This window comes from Bordetella sp. BOR01 (assembly GCF_019218885.1).
Classification (GTDB): Bacteria; Pseudomonadota; Gammaproteobacteria; order Burkholderiales; family Burkholderiaceae_B; genus Bordetella_A.
Window position 1 is genome coordinate 783266 of the sequence record NZ_JAHUWT010000004.1, and the last position, 14381, is coordinate 797646.

Genomic DNA, 14381 nt, shown 5'->3' on the forward strand with positions numbered 1-14381 from the left:
GGGCCACTGAAGGACAGCACGCATGAGCGTCGGCCCCTCGGCGCTGGGTACCGTATTGGTGCAGCGGTTGGATGCCGTGCTAGGCACGACGATGGCGGCGCACGCCAACCTGATTACCGGCGCGCGCGCGAACGCGGTGATGCAGCCCGGCGAAGCGGTGCGCCCCGGCCAGACCGACGCCGCCGGCCGCGCGCCGCGCCAGCCGGTCGACCCGGCCGGGGCTGGCGGCGAGCGCGGCAACACCGTTCCCGACGCCAAGAATGCCGACGCGCTGGAGCGCGCCGCGCGCACGCTGGTGACGCGCAGCGACACGACCACGTCGGCGCCCACTACGCTGGGCCAGACCGCGCGCACCATCCTGGCCTTGCTGGCGCTTTATCCCGACCAGGCGCCAGCCGCCCAAGGCAAAGCCCCGCTCTGGCAGCCCGCGCCCCAGCCCGACACCCCGGCGACGGCGCGGCCGGGCACAGGTGACGCCACCCGCCCCGCGCCCGCCATGGGCACGCGTGCCGATCCGACCACGGCAAGCCGCGCCGAGCCGCAAGCCATGGCACAGGCCGCACGCGCGGGAAGCCATGCCCTGCCAATGCCCCCTGCCGCCATGCTGGCGGGCGCCTTGCGCCAGGCGCTGCAAGGCAGCGGCCTGTTCTATGAATCGCACCTTGGCGACCTGGCATTCGGCCAACGCACGGTCGACCAGGTCCGCAGCGAACCCCAGGCCTCGCTGCCGCGCCCACCCGCCACGCCGACGGCCTTCGAGAACCGGTCGGGCCAGGCAGCCCCGGCGGCGTCGGCAGCGGGCGAAATGCCCGGCGCCGGCAGCAGCCATGGCGCAAGCTCGGCCGGCACGCACTTGTCCGCACCCGCAGGGATACATCCCGACGCTGCGCCGCTGGTACGCCAGCAGCTCGACATTCTGGCCAACCAGGCGCTGGCCTGGCAGGGCGAGGCCTGGCCCGGCACGCCAATGGAATGGGAAGTCCGCCGCGACGCCCGCGAAGGCGCCGCCGAAGCCGAGACGCATTGGGCCACGCGCCTGAAGCTGGAGCTGCCTCGCCTGGGTCTGGTCGAGGCGCGTCTGAGCCTGGCCGGCGACGAACTGGTCATGCAACTGGTCGCGCCCCGCAGCGCACGCGAGATCAACGGCGCGGCCCAGGCCCTGCGCGACGGCCTGCAGCGCGCGGGCCTGACGCTCAGCCACCTGTCGGTGGGCGCGGTCGCGCCGCAACCAGGCGACGCACATCCATGACTCGCAACGATCCGGATGCCGCCAATCCGCACCGCGGCGCTGCGGTTGCGCTAAGCTACGGTGAGCACGACACGGCGCCGCGCGTCGTGGCCAAGGGATACGGCCAGATCGCCGACACCATCGTGCGTACCGCGCGCGAACACGGCCTGTATGTGCACGAGTCGCGCGAACTTGTAGGACTGCTGATGCAGGTGGATCTGGATGCGCACATTCCGCCGCAGCTTTATGCTGCCGTGGCCGAGTTGCTGGCCTGGCTTTATCGCCTGGAAGCCGGCGTATCGCCGGATGGCAATGGCTCGCCCGTCGCGCCAGCAACGCCCTGAGACGCCGATTCCGCCATGAAGTCCGTAACCACCGGCGCGTTGATCAACCGCACCGACGAAATCCGTTCGGTGTTGCGGGAACTGATGCATCCGGACAGCCGCGTGCTCGTCTGCGCCACCAGCGCAGGGCAAGACCATCATTCCTGCGAAGCACGCATACTGGGCCCCGATTGGCAACTGCGGCATTTTTTCTGGCGGCCGCACGAGCTCGATGTCTTCGAGGCCCACTTGCGCGCCAGTCCCGCCCTGCATGGGGTCATGCTTGATTTCACGGCCACCACGCCGGACGGCGACGACATCCGCTTCCGGGTATCGCGCCCGCTGGTCATGCACTTTGCCGACAGCAGCGCCGCCATGCTGTCCGGTTTTCCAGACATGATCTGGTACCAGGGGGTGTCCGCGCCGGCCGATATCTAGGGCGGCGCGGCTACACGGCCATGGAAGAAATCTCTTTGTAGGCCGCCACCAGGCGGTTGCGTACCTGCACGGCGGTCTGGAAGGCGATCGCACTCTTCTGCAGGTCGATCATCACGTTGTTGAGCGAAATGTCCGGCGCGCCCAGTTCGTAGGCCTTGGCCTGGTTGCTGGCGGCGGTCTGGGTTGCCGAAATGCGCTGCACCGAGCGGTGCAGCTCGGCGGCAAAGCTGGTGTGCGCGGGCGCCAGGTCACTGACACTGGCGCCATTGTTCTGCGCGGCATGCACGACGGCGCGCATCTGCTGCAGCATGCTTTCAATACCCGACAAACCCGACACCGCCATGGCCTAGCTTCCTTGCGTCCAGAACACGATAAGGCTGCAAGACTACGCGCGGACACGCGCATCCATAGCCTGCAATAGCCGGCAAAACACCCGACAGTTCGCCGCATGCCCATCAGCCGGCACCCCGGCGCCGAACGGCCCGGAAACGCGCGACACATAGGGAACAAGTAACGCCAAAAACCGGCTGTTTTCATCGATTGGGAAGCCCGGGGCGGCCGCCATAATTCACGCTCCCCCGATACCAAGCATGTTGCATGCGTAACTTGCCTCTTCTGCCCATGTTGTACGCCTTGATGCTCCGCGAAGCTTGCCGGAGCCCCCGATGAACCAGCAGGCCACCCTGAGCACGTCATTGCTGGCCAAGTTCCCGATGCTGGAAAAAGTGCGCGCGCTGCCCAAGCCATTGTTGCTGGGTGCCGCTGCCGCGCTGGTGGCAATCGTGGTCGTGCTGGCAATGTGGAGCCGCGGCCCCGAGTACAAAGTGCTGTTCGCCAACCTGGACGACCGCGATGGCGGCGCCATCGTCAGCGCGCTGGGCCAGATGAACGTACCGTACCAGTTCAGCGGCGACGGGCGGGCCCTGCTGGTCCCGGCCGACCGCGTGTACGACATCCGCATGCAATTGGCCAGCCAGGGCCTGCCGCGCGGCGGCTCGGTGGGCTTCGAATTACTGGACAATACCCGCTTCGGCGCCAGCCAGTTCGCCGAGCAGGTCAATTACCAGCGGGGCCTGGAGGGAGAACTGGCCCGCTCGATCGAGGCCATGAACACAGTGCAGAGCGCCCGCGTGCACCTGGCGCTGCCGCGCCAGTCGCTTTTCGTGCGCGATCGCCAGGCACCCACGGCCTCGGTGCTGCTGCACCTGTATCCCGGCCGCAGCCTCAGCGACGCGCAAGTGGCCGCGGTGGCCTGGCTGGTGGCATCCAGCGTACCGGACCTGACCGCCGAGAACATTTCCGTCGTCGACCAGAATGGCCGCCTGCTATCGGCGCCGTTGGGCGAAGGACGGGGCATGGACGCCGACCAGTCGCGCTTGCGGCGCGACATCGAGCAACGCACCGTCGAACGCATTCTCACGATTCTGAATCCCCTGGTCGGGCCCGGCAACGTCCAGGCCCAGGCCAGTGCCGAGGTAGATTTCGCGCGGCGCGAGCAAACCTCGGAAGTTTATCGTCCCAACCAGGACCCCGGCCAGGCAGCCGTGCGCAGCAAGCAAACCAGCGATTCGCTGCAGACCGGCGTCGATCCTGCCCAAGGCGTGCCCGGCGCGCTCAGCAACCAGCCGCCCGCGGCCGCCCAGGCGCCCATCGTCAACCCGCCGGCCGCGCCCCAGGCGGCCCAGGCTGGCCAAGCGGGCCAGAGCGCCGCTCAGGCCACGACCAGCCAGGCCGCAACGCAGTTGCCCAGCAACAATCGCAGCGACGCCACCATCAACTACGAGGTCGACCGCACCATCAGCCATGTGAAGCAACCGGTGGGCCTGCTCAAGCGCCTGTCAGTAGCCGTGGTGGTGAACTATCTGCCCGACGCCAGCGGTGACCTGCAACCCCTGCCGGAAGAAGAACTGACCAAACTGACCAATCTGGTGCGCGAAGCCATGGGCTATTCGGAATCGCGCGGCGACTCGCTGAACCTGGTCAACAGCCAATTCAACGACCAGCCCGTGCAGCCGCCCTTCTACCGCGACCCCGAGCTGATCGACCTGGTCAAGACCGTGCTGGCCTGGGTGCTGGGCCTGGCGCTGGCCCTGTGGCTGTACCGCAGGCTGCGGCCCGCGGTGGTCAATTACCTGTACCCGCCGGTCGACCCCGAGGAAGTGGAGGCACGCCGCCAGGACGCGCAGCGCGAAGCCCAGGCAGCCGCCCGCGCCAAGGAAGTCGACCGCTACGAAGACAATATGCAGCGCGCCCGCGACATGGCCAACAAAGACCCGCGCGCTGTCGCCATGGTGATGCGTGCCTGGATGACCAAAGATGAGAAATGACGGAAAGCCGCTGGACGGGGTCACACGCAGCGCGGTCCTGATGCTGTCGCTGGGCGAGGACGCCGCGGCAGAAGTCTTCAAGTACCTGACGGCGCGCGAAGTGCAGCAGGTGGGCGCCTCGATGGCCAACCTGAAGCAGGTCACGCGCGGCGACGTTGCCGTGGTGCTGGAGGAATTCCGCCAGGAAGCCGACCAGTTCATGGCCGTCACGCTGGGATCGGACGAATACATCCGCACCGTGCTCACCAAGGCCCTGGGCAGCGATCGCGCCGCCGGCCTGATCGAAGACATCCTGGAGGCCGGTGAAGGCGCCAGCGGCATCGATGCCCTGAACTGGCTCGACCCGCACACCGTGGCCGAACTGATCGGCGACGAACATCCGCAGATCATTGCCACCATCCTGGTACACCTGGAACGCGACCGCGCGGCCGGCGTGCTGGCCCTGCTGACCGACCGCTTGCGCAACGACGTCATGCTGCGCATCGCCACTTTCGGCGGCGTGCAGCCGGCGGCACTGTCGGAACTGACCGACGTGCTCAATTCGGTGCTGGCCGGCCAGGGTGCCAAGCGCAGCAAGATGGGCGGCGTGCGCACCGCGGCCGAGATCCTGAACATGATGAGTTCGGCCGACGAAGAAGCCGTGGTGGAAAGCCTGCGCGAGCGCGACAACGACCTGGCGCAGAAGATCATCGACGAGATGTTCGTGTTCGACAACCTGGTCGACGTGGAAGATCGCGCGCTGCAACTGATCCTGAAGGAAATCGACAACGACAGCCTGATGGTGGCCCTGAAGGGCGCTTCGGAGGAACTGCGCAACAAGTTCCTGCGCAATATGTCCAGCCGCGCCGCCGACATCCTGCGCGAAGACCTGGAAGCGCAGGGCCCGATCCGCATGTCCAAGGTCGAGTCCGAGCAGAAGAAGATCCTGCAGATCGCACGTCGACTGGCCGAAAGCGGCCAGATCGTGCTGGGCAACCAGGGAGACGACGCTTATGTCTGACCCCCGCCGGGTCGTGCCGGACGCCCTGCCCCGCACCGCCTGGCGGCGCTGGCAGATGTCGTCGTTCGACCTGCCGGTGGAAGATGCCGTCGAAGTCATGCCCCAACCCGAGCCCGAACCCGGGCCGGACCCCGAGATACTGCTGCGCGAAGCGCGTGCGCAGGCCCAGGCCAGCGGCCGCCGCGAGGGGCTGGAGCAAGGCCGCGAGCAAGGCCTGCTCGAAGGCCGCCAGGCCGGCCACGAAGAAGGCCTGGCCGCTGGCCGCGAGGCTGGCTACCAGGAAGGATTGGCCCAGGGCCGCGAGCAGGCGCGCCAGGAAGCGCTGCAACTGCATGCCCTGGCCGATGCATGCGGCGCCTCGCTGGCGGCGCTGGAGGCGCAGATGGGCCAGGCGCTGTTGACGCTGGCACTGGATATCGCCGGACAGGTCCTGCGCACCACGCTGGCCGGGCAGCCCGAGACCATGCTGGCCGCCGTGCGCGAAGTACTGCACATCAACCCTGCCGCAAGCGGCGCCATGCGGCTGTGGGTGCATCCCGCCGATCTCGATCTGGTGCGCCTGCACCTGGCCGAAGAATTGCGCGAAGGCCACTGGCGCGTGCTGGCAGACGAATCCATTGCGCGCGGCGGCTGCCGTGCCGAGACACCGTATGGCGATATCGACGCGACGCTGCAGACGCGCTGGCGCCGCATCGCGGCCTCGCTGGGGCGCAGCGCCGCATGGGAGCCCGAGGCATGAGCACCGCCGCCGCAACCGCGCCAGTGATCGAGCGCTGGGCAACCCAGCTGCGCATCGGATCGATACGCGCCGGTTCGACCGAGCCGTGGCTGGCCAGCGGCCGCATTACCCGTGCCACCGGCCTGGTGCTGCATGCCACCGGACTGCGCCTGCCCGTGGGCGCCGCCTGCCGCATCGAGATCGCACGCGGCCATGACCACTGGGCCGATGCCGAAGTCGTGGGCTTCGACGGCCACACGCTGTACCTGATGCCGCAAGCCGATATTTCGGGCCTGCCGCCGGGCGCGCGCGTGGTGCCCGGCGAACCGCCCTTACAACGCGCCATTCCCTTGCCGCGCAAGCCGGAACTCAACGGCAATGCCAAGCCCCAGCTGGGCCGCCATCTGCCGGTGGGCAATGCCCTGCTGGGCCGCGTGCTCGACGGTGCCGGCCGGCCGCTGGACAGCCTGGGCCCCCTGACTGGCGCCGAGCTGGCGCCCCTGTCGGCGCTGCCCATCAACCCCTTGTCGCGCGCCCCGATCGACACCGTGCTGGACGTGGGCGTGCGCGCCATCAATGGTTTGCTGACCGTCGGCCGCGGCCAGCGCATGGGCTTGTTCGCCGGGTCTGGCGTGGGCAAGAGCGTGCTGCTGGGCATGATGGCGCGCTATACGCGCGCCGACGTGATCGTGGTGGGCCTGATCGGCGAGCGTGGCCGCGAGGTAAAGGAATTCATCGAGCACAACCTCGGACCCGACGGGCTGGCGCGTTCAGTGGTGGTAGCCGCCCCGGCCGACGTATCGCCATTGCTGCGCTTGCAAGGCGCCGCCTACGCCACCCGCCTGGCCGAGCACTTCCGCGACCAGGGGCTGGACGTGCTGCTGATCATGGATTCGCTGACCCGCTTTGCCATGGCGCAGCGCGAGATCGCCCTGGCCATCGGCGAGCCACCCGCCACCAAAGGCTACCCGCCATCGGTGTTCGCGCGCCTGCCTGCCCTGGTCGAGCGGGCCGGGATGGGCGCGCCCGGACCCAGCGGCAAAGCCGGTTCGATTACCGCGTTCTATACCGTACTGGCCGAAGGCGACGACCAGCAAGATCCGATTGCCGATTCCGCGCGCGCCATCCTGGACGGGCACGTCGTGCTGTCGCGCCACCTGGCCGAGGCCGGCCACTATCCCGCCATCGATATCGAAGCGTCGATCTCGCGCGCCATGACCTCGCTGATCCCCAATGCGCAATACGCCGTCGTGCGTCGCTTCAAGCAGACCTTGTCGCGCTACCAGCGCAATCGCGACCTGATCGCGGTGGGCGCCTACACCGCGGGCAACGACCCCCAGCTGGATGACGCCATCGCCCGCTATCCGCGCCTGGAGGCGTTCCTGCAGCAGGACATCGGCGACAGCGTGGGCTATGACGCCGCTGTCGATCAATTGCGTGCTGCGTTCGAGACCAAGGAAACCTATGCCTAGCCAATTGCCCCTGGACACCCTGATCGGCCTGGCCAAAGAAAGCAGCGACGAGGCCGCGCGCGTGCTGGGCCGGCTCAATGCCGAGCGCAACCACGCCGAACAGCAGCTTTCGATGCTGCAGGATTACAGGCAGGATTATCTGGAACGGCTGCAAGCGGCCATGCAATCGGGCATGTCGGCCGCCGATTGCCACAACTACCAGCGCTTCATCGGTACCCTGGATGACGCCATCGGCCAGCAAACGGCCGTGCTGCGCCAGGCCGATACCCACCTGACGCATGGCCGCACCCACTGGCAGCAACAACAGCGCCGCCTCAATTCCTTCGATGCGCTGGCAGAGCGCGAACGACGTGCCCTGGCAGTGCAGGAAGCGCGCCGCGAACAGCGCGCCAGCGACGAATTCGCCTCTCGCATGGCCTGCCGCCAGGCCGAAGCGTACTAGGGCCTGTTTACCCTAACCGACCGCCGATCAGGATGTCCCCATGACCGCGACTTCGCCCACCCCATTGCTTGTTCCCGCCGCCCCGCCGGCCCAGCCCAGGCGCAACGCCGTTGCGGGCGCCGGCCAGAAAGCAGACAGCTTCGCGCAGCAATTGGCCCGCCAGCGCAACAACGCCGCGGCCGGCGCGCGCCCGGACAGCAACGCCCCGGCCAGGACAACCGGAGGCAAGCCGGCAGGCAACACGGCAGGCGCCCAGGAACCCGTCGCCGAGGGACAGAATGATGCCCAGCTTGCCGACCCTGCCACCGTCGCAGCCGCCGGCGCCGCGGCTGTCCAGGTCCAGGCGCAGCCCTTGCCGGCCCCGCCCGCGGGCTTGCCCGCGCAGGCACTTGAGATCGCCGCGCAGGCCGCCCAGTTGCAGCAAGCGATACCGCCCGGCGCCACGCCGGGTGCCAGTGCCAGTGTCGATGCTGCTGCAACGCCGGGCCTGCCGGCGGCACCGGCGACTGCCATCTCGGTCGACACGGCCGGCGCGGCGGTTGCGCAAGCATCTGCCCCGCTGCCGGCCGCCACGACGCCAGCCAGGACGGCCGCACCGCATGCGGCAGCATCGGCTATCGCCAGCGTGCCCGACGCGCGTGCCACAGCCCGCGATGCACGTGCCGCGCCGACGCCCGCCCCCCATCTTGCCGCCACGACATTCGAGAACCTGGTCCAGGCCGATGGCGAGGCCGACGCCGCTTTGCGCAGCGCAGCCGGCAATCCGCCGCTGGCCGGCACGAGTGGCCTGTCCGCCCACGCGGCCGGCACCGAGGCCGCCGCCGGCCTGGTCGCCGCCACGCCGCTGTTGGCCGCCCGCCCGGACACCGCGGCCTTGCTGCCACCCGGCGCCGGCCCCTTGGCGCTGGGCATAGGCACGCCCGTCGCAGCCACGCCTGCCTGGGGCACCGACCTGGGCCGCCAACTGGTCATATTGAGCCACGACGCCACGCAAGGCCGGCAGACCGCCGAACTCCGGCTGGACCCTCCCGATCTGGGGCCGTTGCGCGTCATGCTCAGCGTCACTGACGGCGTGGCCAGCGCCAGCTTTGTATCGGCCCATGCAGCGGTACGCCATGCGGTCGAAGCCGCGCTACCGCAACTGCAGCAGGCCCTGGCCCAGGCCGGCCTGTCGCTGGGGCAGGCCAACGTGGGCGAACATGGCGGGCAGTCCGGTTTCGACATGCAGCAACACAACAGCCGCGGCCAAGGGCAAGGCGGTGGCGGGGATGGCCAGGCTACCGTGGCGCTTGCCTCGCAGGTGCCCGCCGCGGCACGCCGCGGCGACGGCCTGGTCGACACTTTCGCCTGAATCCTGCCGCGGCACCGCGCGCGGCTGGGGCGTATGGGCATGGCGCACCGCGCGCCCTGTCGCAATAGCCTGAGATACGCGGCTTTCGTGCTGTTTTTCGCCGGCAATCCTCCGTGGACTTTGCGGCAGAATCCCTTCATTCCCTAGTATCGATACCCTGATGGCCACTACCAAGACTTCTTCCACGCCGGCGCGCAGCAGCCTGCCGCTGCGCGCATCCGGCGGCAGCCCGATCCTGCGCGGCCTTTTGTGGCTGATGGTATTGGCCACCGTTGCGGCAGCCAGCATTGCCGGCACCTGGTTCATCATGCATCGTCAGTACGCCGAATCGGCGGCGCCGGTGCGCCTGGGCGTGGGCAAGCCTGGCGCCGAACCGGCACAAACCATATTCGTCGTGCCGCCGGCCGCGCCGGCACCGGTGCCGGCGCCCATCTTCATCCCGCTGGAAGCCTTTACGGTCACGCTGCAAAGCGCCGACAGCGAACGCATCCTGCACGTGGGCATCACCCTGCGCGCGGGCGATGAACAAACCCGCATGCGCATCGAGAAGTACATGCCCGAGGTACGCAGCCGCATCCTGATGGTGCTGTCGTCGCAGCCGCCGGCGGCGGCCCAGTCGCCGCAAGGCAAGACCGACATGGCGCATGCCATCGTGGCCGCCGTCAACCAGCCGTTCTCGCCCTTGCCCGATGGCCAGCACGTCAGCGACGCCTTGTTCACCGCGTTCGTGGTGCAGTAAGCATGGCCTACGAGGCGTTTCTTTCGCAGGATGAGGTCGATGCACTGCTGGCCGGCGTCACCGGCGAGAGCGACAGCAAGACCCGCGACGAAGCCGGCTCGAGCGGCGCGCGTGCCTACGACCTGAGTTCACCCGACCGCGTGGTGCGGCGGCGCATGCAAACGCTGGAGCTGATCAACGAGCGCTTCGCCCGGCACCTGCGGCACCTGCTGTTGAACTTCATGCGGCGCAATGCCGACATCACAGTCGGATCGATCAAGATACTGAAATACGCCGATTTCGAGCGCAACCTGCCGGTGCCCAGCAATCTGAACATGATCCAGATGAAGCCGCTGCGGGGCACAGCGCTGTTCACCTACGACCCCAGCCTGGTGTTCCTGGTGATCGATAGCTTGTTCGGCGGCGACGGCCGCTACCACACGCGTGTGGAAGGCCGCGACTTCACCACCACCGAGCAGCGCATCATCCGCCGGCTGCTGAACCTGACGCTGGAGAGCTACGGCAAATCCTGGGAAGCGGTGTATCCCGTCGAATTCGAGTACGTGCGTTCCGAAATGCACACCAAGTTCGCCAGCATTACCGGCAACAACGAAGTGGTGGTGGTGTCGTCGTTTCACATCGAATTCGGCGCCACCGGCGGCGATCTGAACATCTGCCTGCCCTATTCCATGATCGAGCCGGTGCGCGACCTGCTGACACGGCCGTTGCAGGAAGCCACCCTGGAAGAAGTCGACCAGCGCTGGACCCACCAGTTGTCGCGCCAGGTGCGCAGCGCCGATGTCGACCTGACGGCAGAATTCGCCGCGATCCCGTCATCGATCCGCCAACTGGTGCGCCTGAAAGCCGGCGATGTGCTGCCCATCGAAGTGCCCCAGACGGTGATCGCCAGCGTCAATGGCGTGCCGCTGATGGAATGCGGCTACGGCGTCTTCAACGGCCAGTACGCCTTGCGCGTGCAGAACCTGTTTACCTACGAAAGCGAGACTCACGAGGCCCCCGATCATGACTGACACGAACGAGCCCGGCCAGACCGGTCCTGGTTCGTCTGCCGCCCCGGCCGACGACTGGGCCGACGCGCTTGCCGAGCAATCCGCGGCGGCCCAGCCCCCCACCCAGGCCGACGGCCTGAAACCGCAGGACGACTGGGCCGGCGCCATGGCCGAGCAAGCTGCGGCCACGCCGCCGAACCCCGCGCGCGCAGCCCCGGCGCCGATAGTGCCAACGGCGCCCGCGGCGCCTGCCGCACCCACGGCGCGGCCGGCCGGCAGCTCGGTATTCAAGCCGCTGGCCGACGGCCCGGGCAACACCGGCAACGACATCGACCTGATCATGGACGTGCCTGTCCAGTTGACGGTGGAACTGGGCCGCACCCGCCTTACCATCAAGAACCTTCTGCAACTCGGGCAGGGATCGGTGGTCGAACTCGATGGCCTGGCTGGCGAGCCAATGGACATCTTCGTCAACGGCTACCTGATCGCCCAGGGCGAAGTGGTGGTGGTGGAAGAAAAGTACGGCATACGCCTGACCGACATCATTACGCCGTCCGAGCGCATCAACCGCCTGAACAACCGTCGCTGAACATCATGACGGAGTCTGCCGTGGTGCGCGTGGTGATCGGCTTGCTGCTGGTCTTGGCGGCCATCCTGGCTGCGGCCTGGCTGGCACGCCGCTCCGGCCTGGCCGGCCGCACGCGTAGCGGCCTGCTGCGCCAGGTGGCCTGCGTGCAAGTGGGCCCGCGCCAAAGCGTGACGGTGCTCCAAATCGAAGATACCTGGCTGGTGGTCGGCGTGACGCCCAGCCAGCTCACGCCCCTGCACACGCTGCCCGCGGGCACGGCGCCGCCGGCGCCGGCCGAACTCGGCGCGTTCGCCGGCAAGCTGTCGCAAGCGCTCAAGCGCCGCGGTTGACCCCATTTTGCGTTCCACGATGCCTATCAGCACGCCTTCTGCTCACCGCGGCCGCCGCTTGCCGCTGCTGCTTGCCGGCGCCGCGCTGGCCGGACTGGCCCTGTTGCCGGCCGATGGGGTGGCCCAGGCCACGCTACCGGCACTGACCGCCACGCCAGGCCCCGGCGGCGCGCAGACCTACTCGCTCAGCATGCAGACCCTGCTGCTGATGACCTCGCTGTCGTTCCTGCCGGCAGCGCTGCTGATGATGACCGGCTTCACGCGCATCATCATCGTGCTGGGGCTGCTGCGCAGCGCGCTGGGCACTGCCATGTCGCCGCCCAACCATGTGTTGATCGGGCTGGCCCTGTTCCTGACGTTCTACACCATGTCGCCGGTATTCGACCGCATCTACGCCGAGGCCTATCAACCGCTATCCGAAGGATCGATACCGTTCGAAACCGCGGTCGAGCGCGCCGCCGCGCCGCTGCATACCTTCATGCTGCACCAGACGCGCGAAAACGACCTGACGCTGTTCGCCAACCTGGCCAACCAGCCGGCGCTGGAAGACCCCTCGCAGGTGCCAATGAAGATCCTGGTCCCGGCCTTCATCACCAGCGAACTGAAAACCGCTTTCCAGATCGGTTTCACGATCTTCATTCCGTTCCTGATCATCGACCTGGTGGTGGCCAGCGTGCTCATGGCGCTGGGCATGATGATGGTGCCGCCCGTCACGGTGGCCCTGCCCTTCAAGCTGATGCTGTTCGTGCTGGCCGATGGCTGGAACCTACTGCTGGGTTCGCTGGCCAGCAGTTTCTACCAATGACGGTATCCCGCCATGACTCCTGAAGCCGTCATGTCGATGACCTACCAGGCGATGAAGATCGCCTTGGCGATGGCTGGCCCACTGCTGCTCATCACCCTGGCGGTGGGCCTGGTCATCGCCATATTCCAGGCTGCCACCCAGATCAACGAGATGACGCTGTCGTTCATCCCCAAGCTGCTGGCCATGTGCGGCGTCCTGGTGCTGCTGGGGCCCTGGCTGCTGGGCCTGATGACCGACTACATCCGCCAGCTGCTCAGCCAGATCCCGCTGCTGGTCTCGTAGCCGCGCCTGGACAGACCCGCCCGGCACGCCATGATCGCCTTCACCCAGCAACAGCTCGATGCGTGGCTGCTGCAATTCCTGTGGCCCTTCGTGCGCATCCTGGCGCTGGTGGGCAGCGCGCCGCTGTTCTCGGAATCGACCATCCCGATCCGCGTCAAGGTGGGCCTGGCCTTTGTGCTGACCGTGGCGGTGGTGCCCGGCCTGGAGCCGCCGCCGCCGATTCCCCCGGGCTCGTACGCCGGCCTGTGGCTACTGGGCCAGCAAGTGCTGATCGGCGTCGCCATGGGGTTCACCATGCGCATCGTCTTCGCGGCGGTGCAGACGGCCGGTGAATTCGTGGGACTGCAGATGGGGTTGTCGTTTGCCTCGTTCTTCGATCCGGGCACCGGTGCCAACACGGCCGTGCTGTCGCGCCTGTTCAACATCGTGGCCATGCTGGTCTTCCTGGCGCTGGACGGCCACTTGCTGGTGCTGGCCGCGCTGGTACGTTCGTTCGACACCCTGCCCCTGGCCTTGATCGCGCTGGACCGCAATGGCTGGGGTATCCTGGCGCAGTGGGGCCAGACCATTTTTGTATCGGGCCTGCTGCTGGCCCTGCCGCTGATCTGCGCATTGCTGACCATCAACCTGGCCATGGGAATCTTGAACCGCGCGGCGCCACAGTTGTCGGTGTTTGCCGTGGGGTTTCCGGTCAGCCTGATTACTGGGTTGTTGTTGCTGGCCGTGGTGTTGCCGCAGGCGGCGCCGTTCCTGGAAGGCTTGCTGCGGGACGGGCTGCGGACCGTCAGCGAGGTGGTGGCGGGGCTGGCGGGGCAATAAGGGCGAGTTGTCCATCAGTCTTGCAGCCAGGTACCTTCCCTGCAAGTTGGCAAAAAAAAGCGCCGGAAACCAGCGCGATGTGGGGGAGTCTGGCGGGTCTGTTTATGACTGGGCCACCATGGGTGCCGCGTAATTGCCCGTCAGTTGCTGAGCCGGCACCTCGATGACCTCGCCCGCGATGATCTTGAACACCGACACCGCCTCGGCCAGCCGCTGCGCCTGCTCCTGCAGCGAACCCGCCGCCGCCGCGGCCTCTTCCACCAGCGCCGCGTTCTGCTGCGTCACCTCGTCCATCTGCGACACCGCTCGGTTCACCTGGTCGATACCGCCCGACTGCTCTTCCGAGGCCGCCGAGATCTCGCCCATGATGTCCGTCACCCGCTTGACCGAGGCCACGATCTCCTGCATCGTCGCGCCCGCGCGCTCGACCTGCTGCGAACCCGTGCCCACCTTGCTGACCGAGTCCTCGATCAGCACCTTGATCTCTTTGGCCGCCTGCGCGCTGCGCTGCGCCAGCGAACGCACCTCGC

The 14381-nt window shown here is 67.8% G+C and carries 18 protein-coding genes; 16 read left to right on the forward strand and 2 right to left on the reverse strand.

Annotated elements, in window-relative coordinates; translation table 11 throughout:
• Window positions 1–22: 22 nt before the first annotated feature.
• From KW845_RS25305 to KW845_RS25315, 3 genes are read left to right on the forward strand one after another with little or no spacing between them, the layout of a single operon-like run.
• Window positions 23–1249: a flagellar hook-length control protein FliK gene (locus KW845_RS25305; protein WP_218372108.1), complete on the forward strand. Its 1227-nt coding sequence runs from the start codon at window positions 23–25 to the stop codon at window positions 1247–1249.
• Complete coding sequence (locus tag KW845_RS25310; RefSeq protein ID WP_218372109.1) at window positions 1246–1572, forward strand: EscU/YscU/HrcU family type III secretion system export apparatus switch protein; 327 nt, start codon at window positions 1246–1248, stop codon at window positions 1570–1572. The genes KW845_RS25305 and KW845_RS25310 overlap by 4 nt, the downstream gene beginning before the upstream one ends.
• Before the next feature lie 15 nt (window positions 1573–1587).
• Window positions 1588–1989: a hypothetical protein gene (locus KW845_RS25315; RefSeq protein ID WP_218372110.1), complete on the forward strand. Its 402-nt coding sequence runs from the start codon at window positions 1588–1590 to the stop codon at window positions 1987–1989.
• A gap of 10 nt (window positions 1990–1999) precedes the next feature.
• On the opposite strand, the gene fliE is transcribed toward KW845_RS25315, so the two are convergent.
• On the reverse strand, window positions 2000–2332 hold the full coding sequence (gene fliE, locus KW845_RS25320; RefSeq protein WP_218372111.1) for a flagellar hook-basal body complex protein FliE: 333 nt from the start codon (window positions 2330–2332) through the stop codon (window positions 2000–2002).
• A gap of 322 nt (window positions 2333–2654) precedes the next feature.
• Here fliE and fliF point away from each other — a divergent pair, with 322 nt between their 5' ends.
• The 13 genes from fliF (at window position 2655) to fliR (ending at window position 13851) form a co-directional block, all read left to right on the forward strand.
• The gene (fliF, locus tag KW845_RS25325) at window positions 2655–4316 is read left to right on the forward strand and encodes a flagellar basal-body MS-ring/collar protein FliF (protein WP_218372112.1); all 1662 of its coding nucleotides are present in this window, start codon (window positions 2655–2657) and stop codon (window positions 4314–4316) included.
• A complete protein-coding gene (gene fliG, locus KW845_RS25330; RefSeq protein WP_218372113.1) occupies window positions 4306–5316 on the forward strand; it encodes a flagellar motor switch protein FliG in 1011 nt (336 codons plus the stop codon). The genes fliF and fliG overlap by 11 nt, the downstream gene beginning before the upstream one ends.
• Window positions 5309–6055: a flagellar assembly protein FliH gene (gene fliH, locus KW845_RS25335; RefSeq protein WP_218372114.1), complete on the forward strand. Its 747-nt coding sequence runs from the start codon at window positions 5309–5311 to the stop codon at window positions 6053–6055. The genes fliG and fliH overlap by 8 nt, the downstream gene beginning before the upstream one ends.
• Window positions 6037–7506: a flagellar protein export ATPase FliI gene (gene fliI, locus KW845_RS25340; RefSeq protein ID WP_218372115.1), complete on the forward strand. Its 1470-nt coding sequence runs from the start codon at window positions 6037–6039 to the stop codon at window positions 7504–7506. Before fliH ends, fliI begins: the two co-directional genes overlap by 19 nt.
• Complete coding sequence (gene fliJ / locus KW845_RS25345; RefSeq protein ID WP_218372116.1) at window positions 7499–7948, forward strand: flagellar export protein FliJ; 450 nt, start codon at window positions 7499–7501, stop codon at window positions 7946–7948. The genes fliI and fliJ overlap by 8 nt, the downstream gene beginning before the upstream one ends.
• Before the next feature lie 40 nt (window positions 7949–7988).
• The gene (locus KW845_RS25350) at window positions 7989–9299 is read left to right on the forward strand and encodes a flagellar hook-length control protein FliK (protein WP_218372117.1); all 1311 of its coding nucleotides are present in this window, start codon (window positions 7989–7991) and stop codon (window positions 9297–9299) included.
• A 160-nt stretch (window positions 9300–9459) separates the two neighbouring features.
• A complete protein-coding gene (locus KW845_RS25355; RefSeq protein ID WP_218372118.1) occupies window positions 9460–10038 on the forward strand; it encodes a flagellar basal body-associated FliL family protein in 579 nt (192 codons plus the stop codon).
• A 2-nt stretch (window positions 10039–10040) separates the two neighbouring features.
• On the forward strand, window positions 10041–11048 hold the full coding sequence (fliM, locus tag KW845_RS25360; protein WP_218372119.1) for a flagellar motor switch protein FliM: 1008 nt from the start codon (window positions 10041–10043) through the stop codon (window positions 11046–11048).
• Window positions 11041–11616, forward strand: coding sequence for a flagellar motor switch protein FliN (fliN, locus tag KW845_RS25365; RefSeq protein ID WP_218372120.1), 576 nt, complete (start codon window positions 11041–11043; stop codon window positions 11614–11616). The genes fliM and fliN overlap by 8 nt, the downstream gene beginning before the upstream one ends.
• A gap of 5 nt (window positions 11617–11621) precedes the next feature.
• Window positions 11622–11945: a flagellar biosynthetic protein FliO gene (fliO, locus tag KW845_RS25370; RefSeq protein ID WP_218372121.1), complete on the forward strand. Its 324-nt coding sequence runs from the start codon at window positions 11622–11624 to the stop codon at window positions 11943–11945.
• Window positions 11946–11964: 19 nt separating this feature from the next.
• Window positions 11965–12750 carry a flagellar type III secretion system pore protein FliP gene (gene fliP / locus KW845_RS25375; protein WP_255592916.1) on the forward strand — a complete coding sequence of 262 codons (786 nt, stop codon included), beginning with the start codon at window positions 11965–11967 and terminating at the stop codon, window positions 12748–12750.
• 12 nt (window positions 12751–12762) lie between these two features.
• Window positions 12763–13032, forward strand: a complete 270-nt coding sequence (gene fliQ / locus KW845_RS25380) for a flagellar biosynthesis protein FliQ (protein ID WP_218372122.1) — start codon at window positions 12763–12765, stop codon at window positions 13030–13032.
• Window positions 13033–13062: 30 nt separating this feature from the next.
• Entirely contained in the window at window positions 13063–13851 is a 789-nt protein-coding gene (gene fliR, locus KW845_RS25385; RefSeq protein WP_218372123.1) for a flagellar biosynthetic protein FliR, read from the forward strand.
• 102 nt (window positions 13852–13953) lie between these two features.
• On the opposite strand, the gene KW845_RS25390 is transcribed toward fliR, so the two are convergent.
• A partial coding sequence (locus KW845_RS25390; RefSeq protein ID WP_255592917.1) for a methyl-accepting chemotaxis protein occupies window positions 13954–14381 on the reverse strand: 428 nt, incomplete at its 5' end.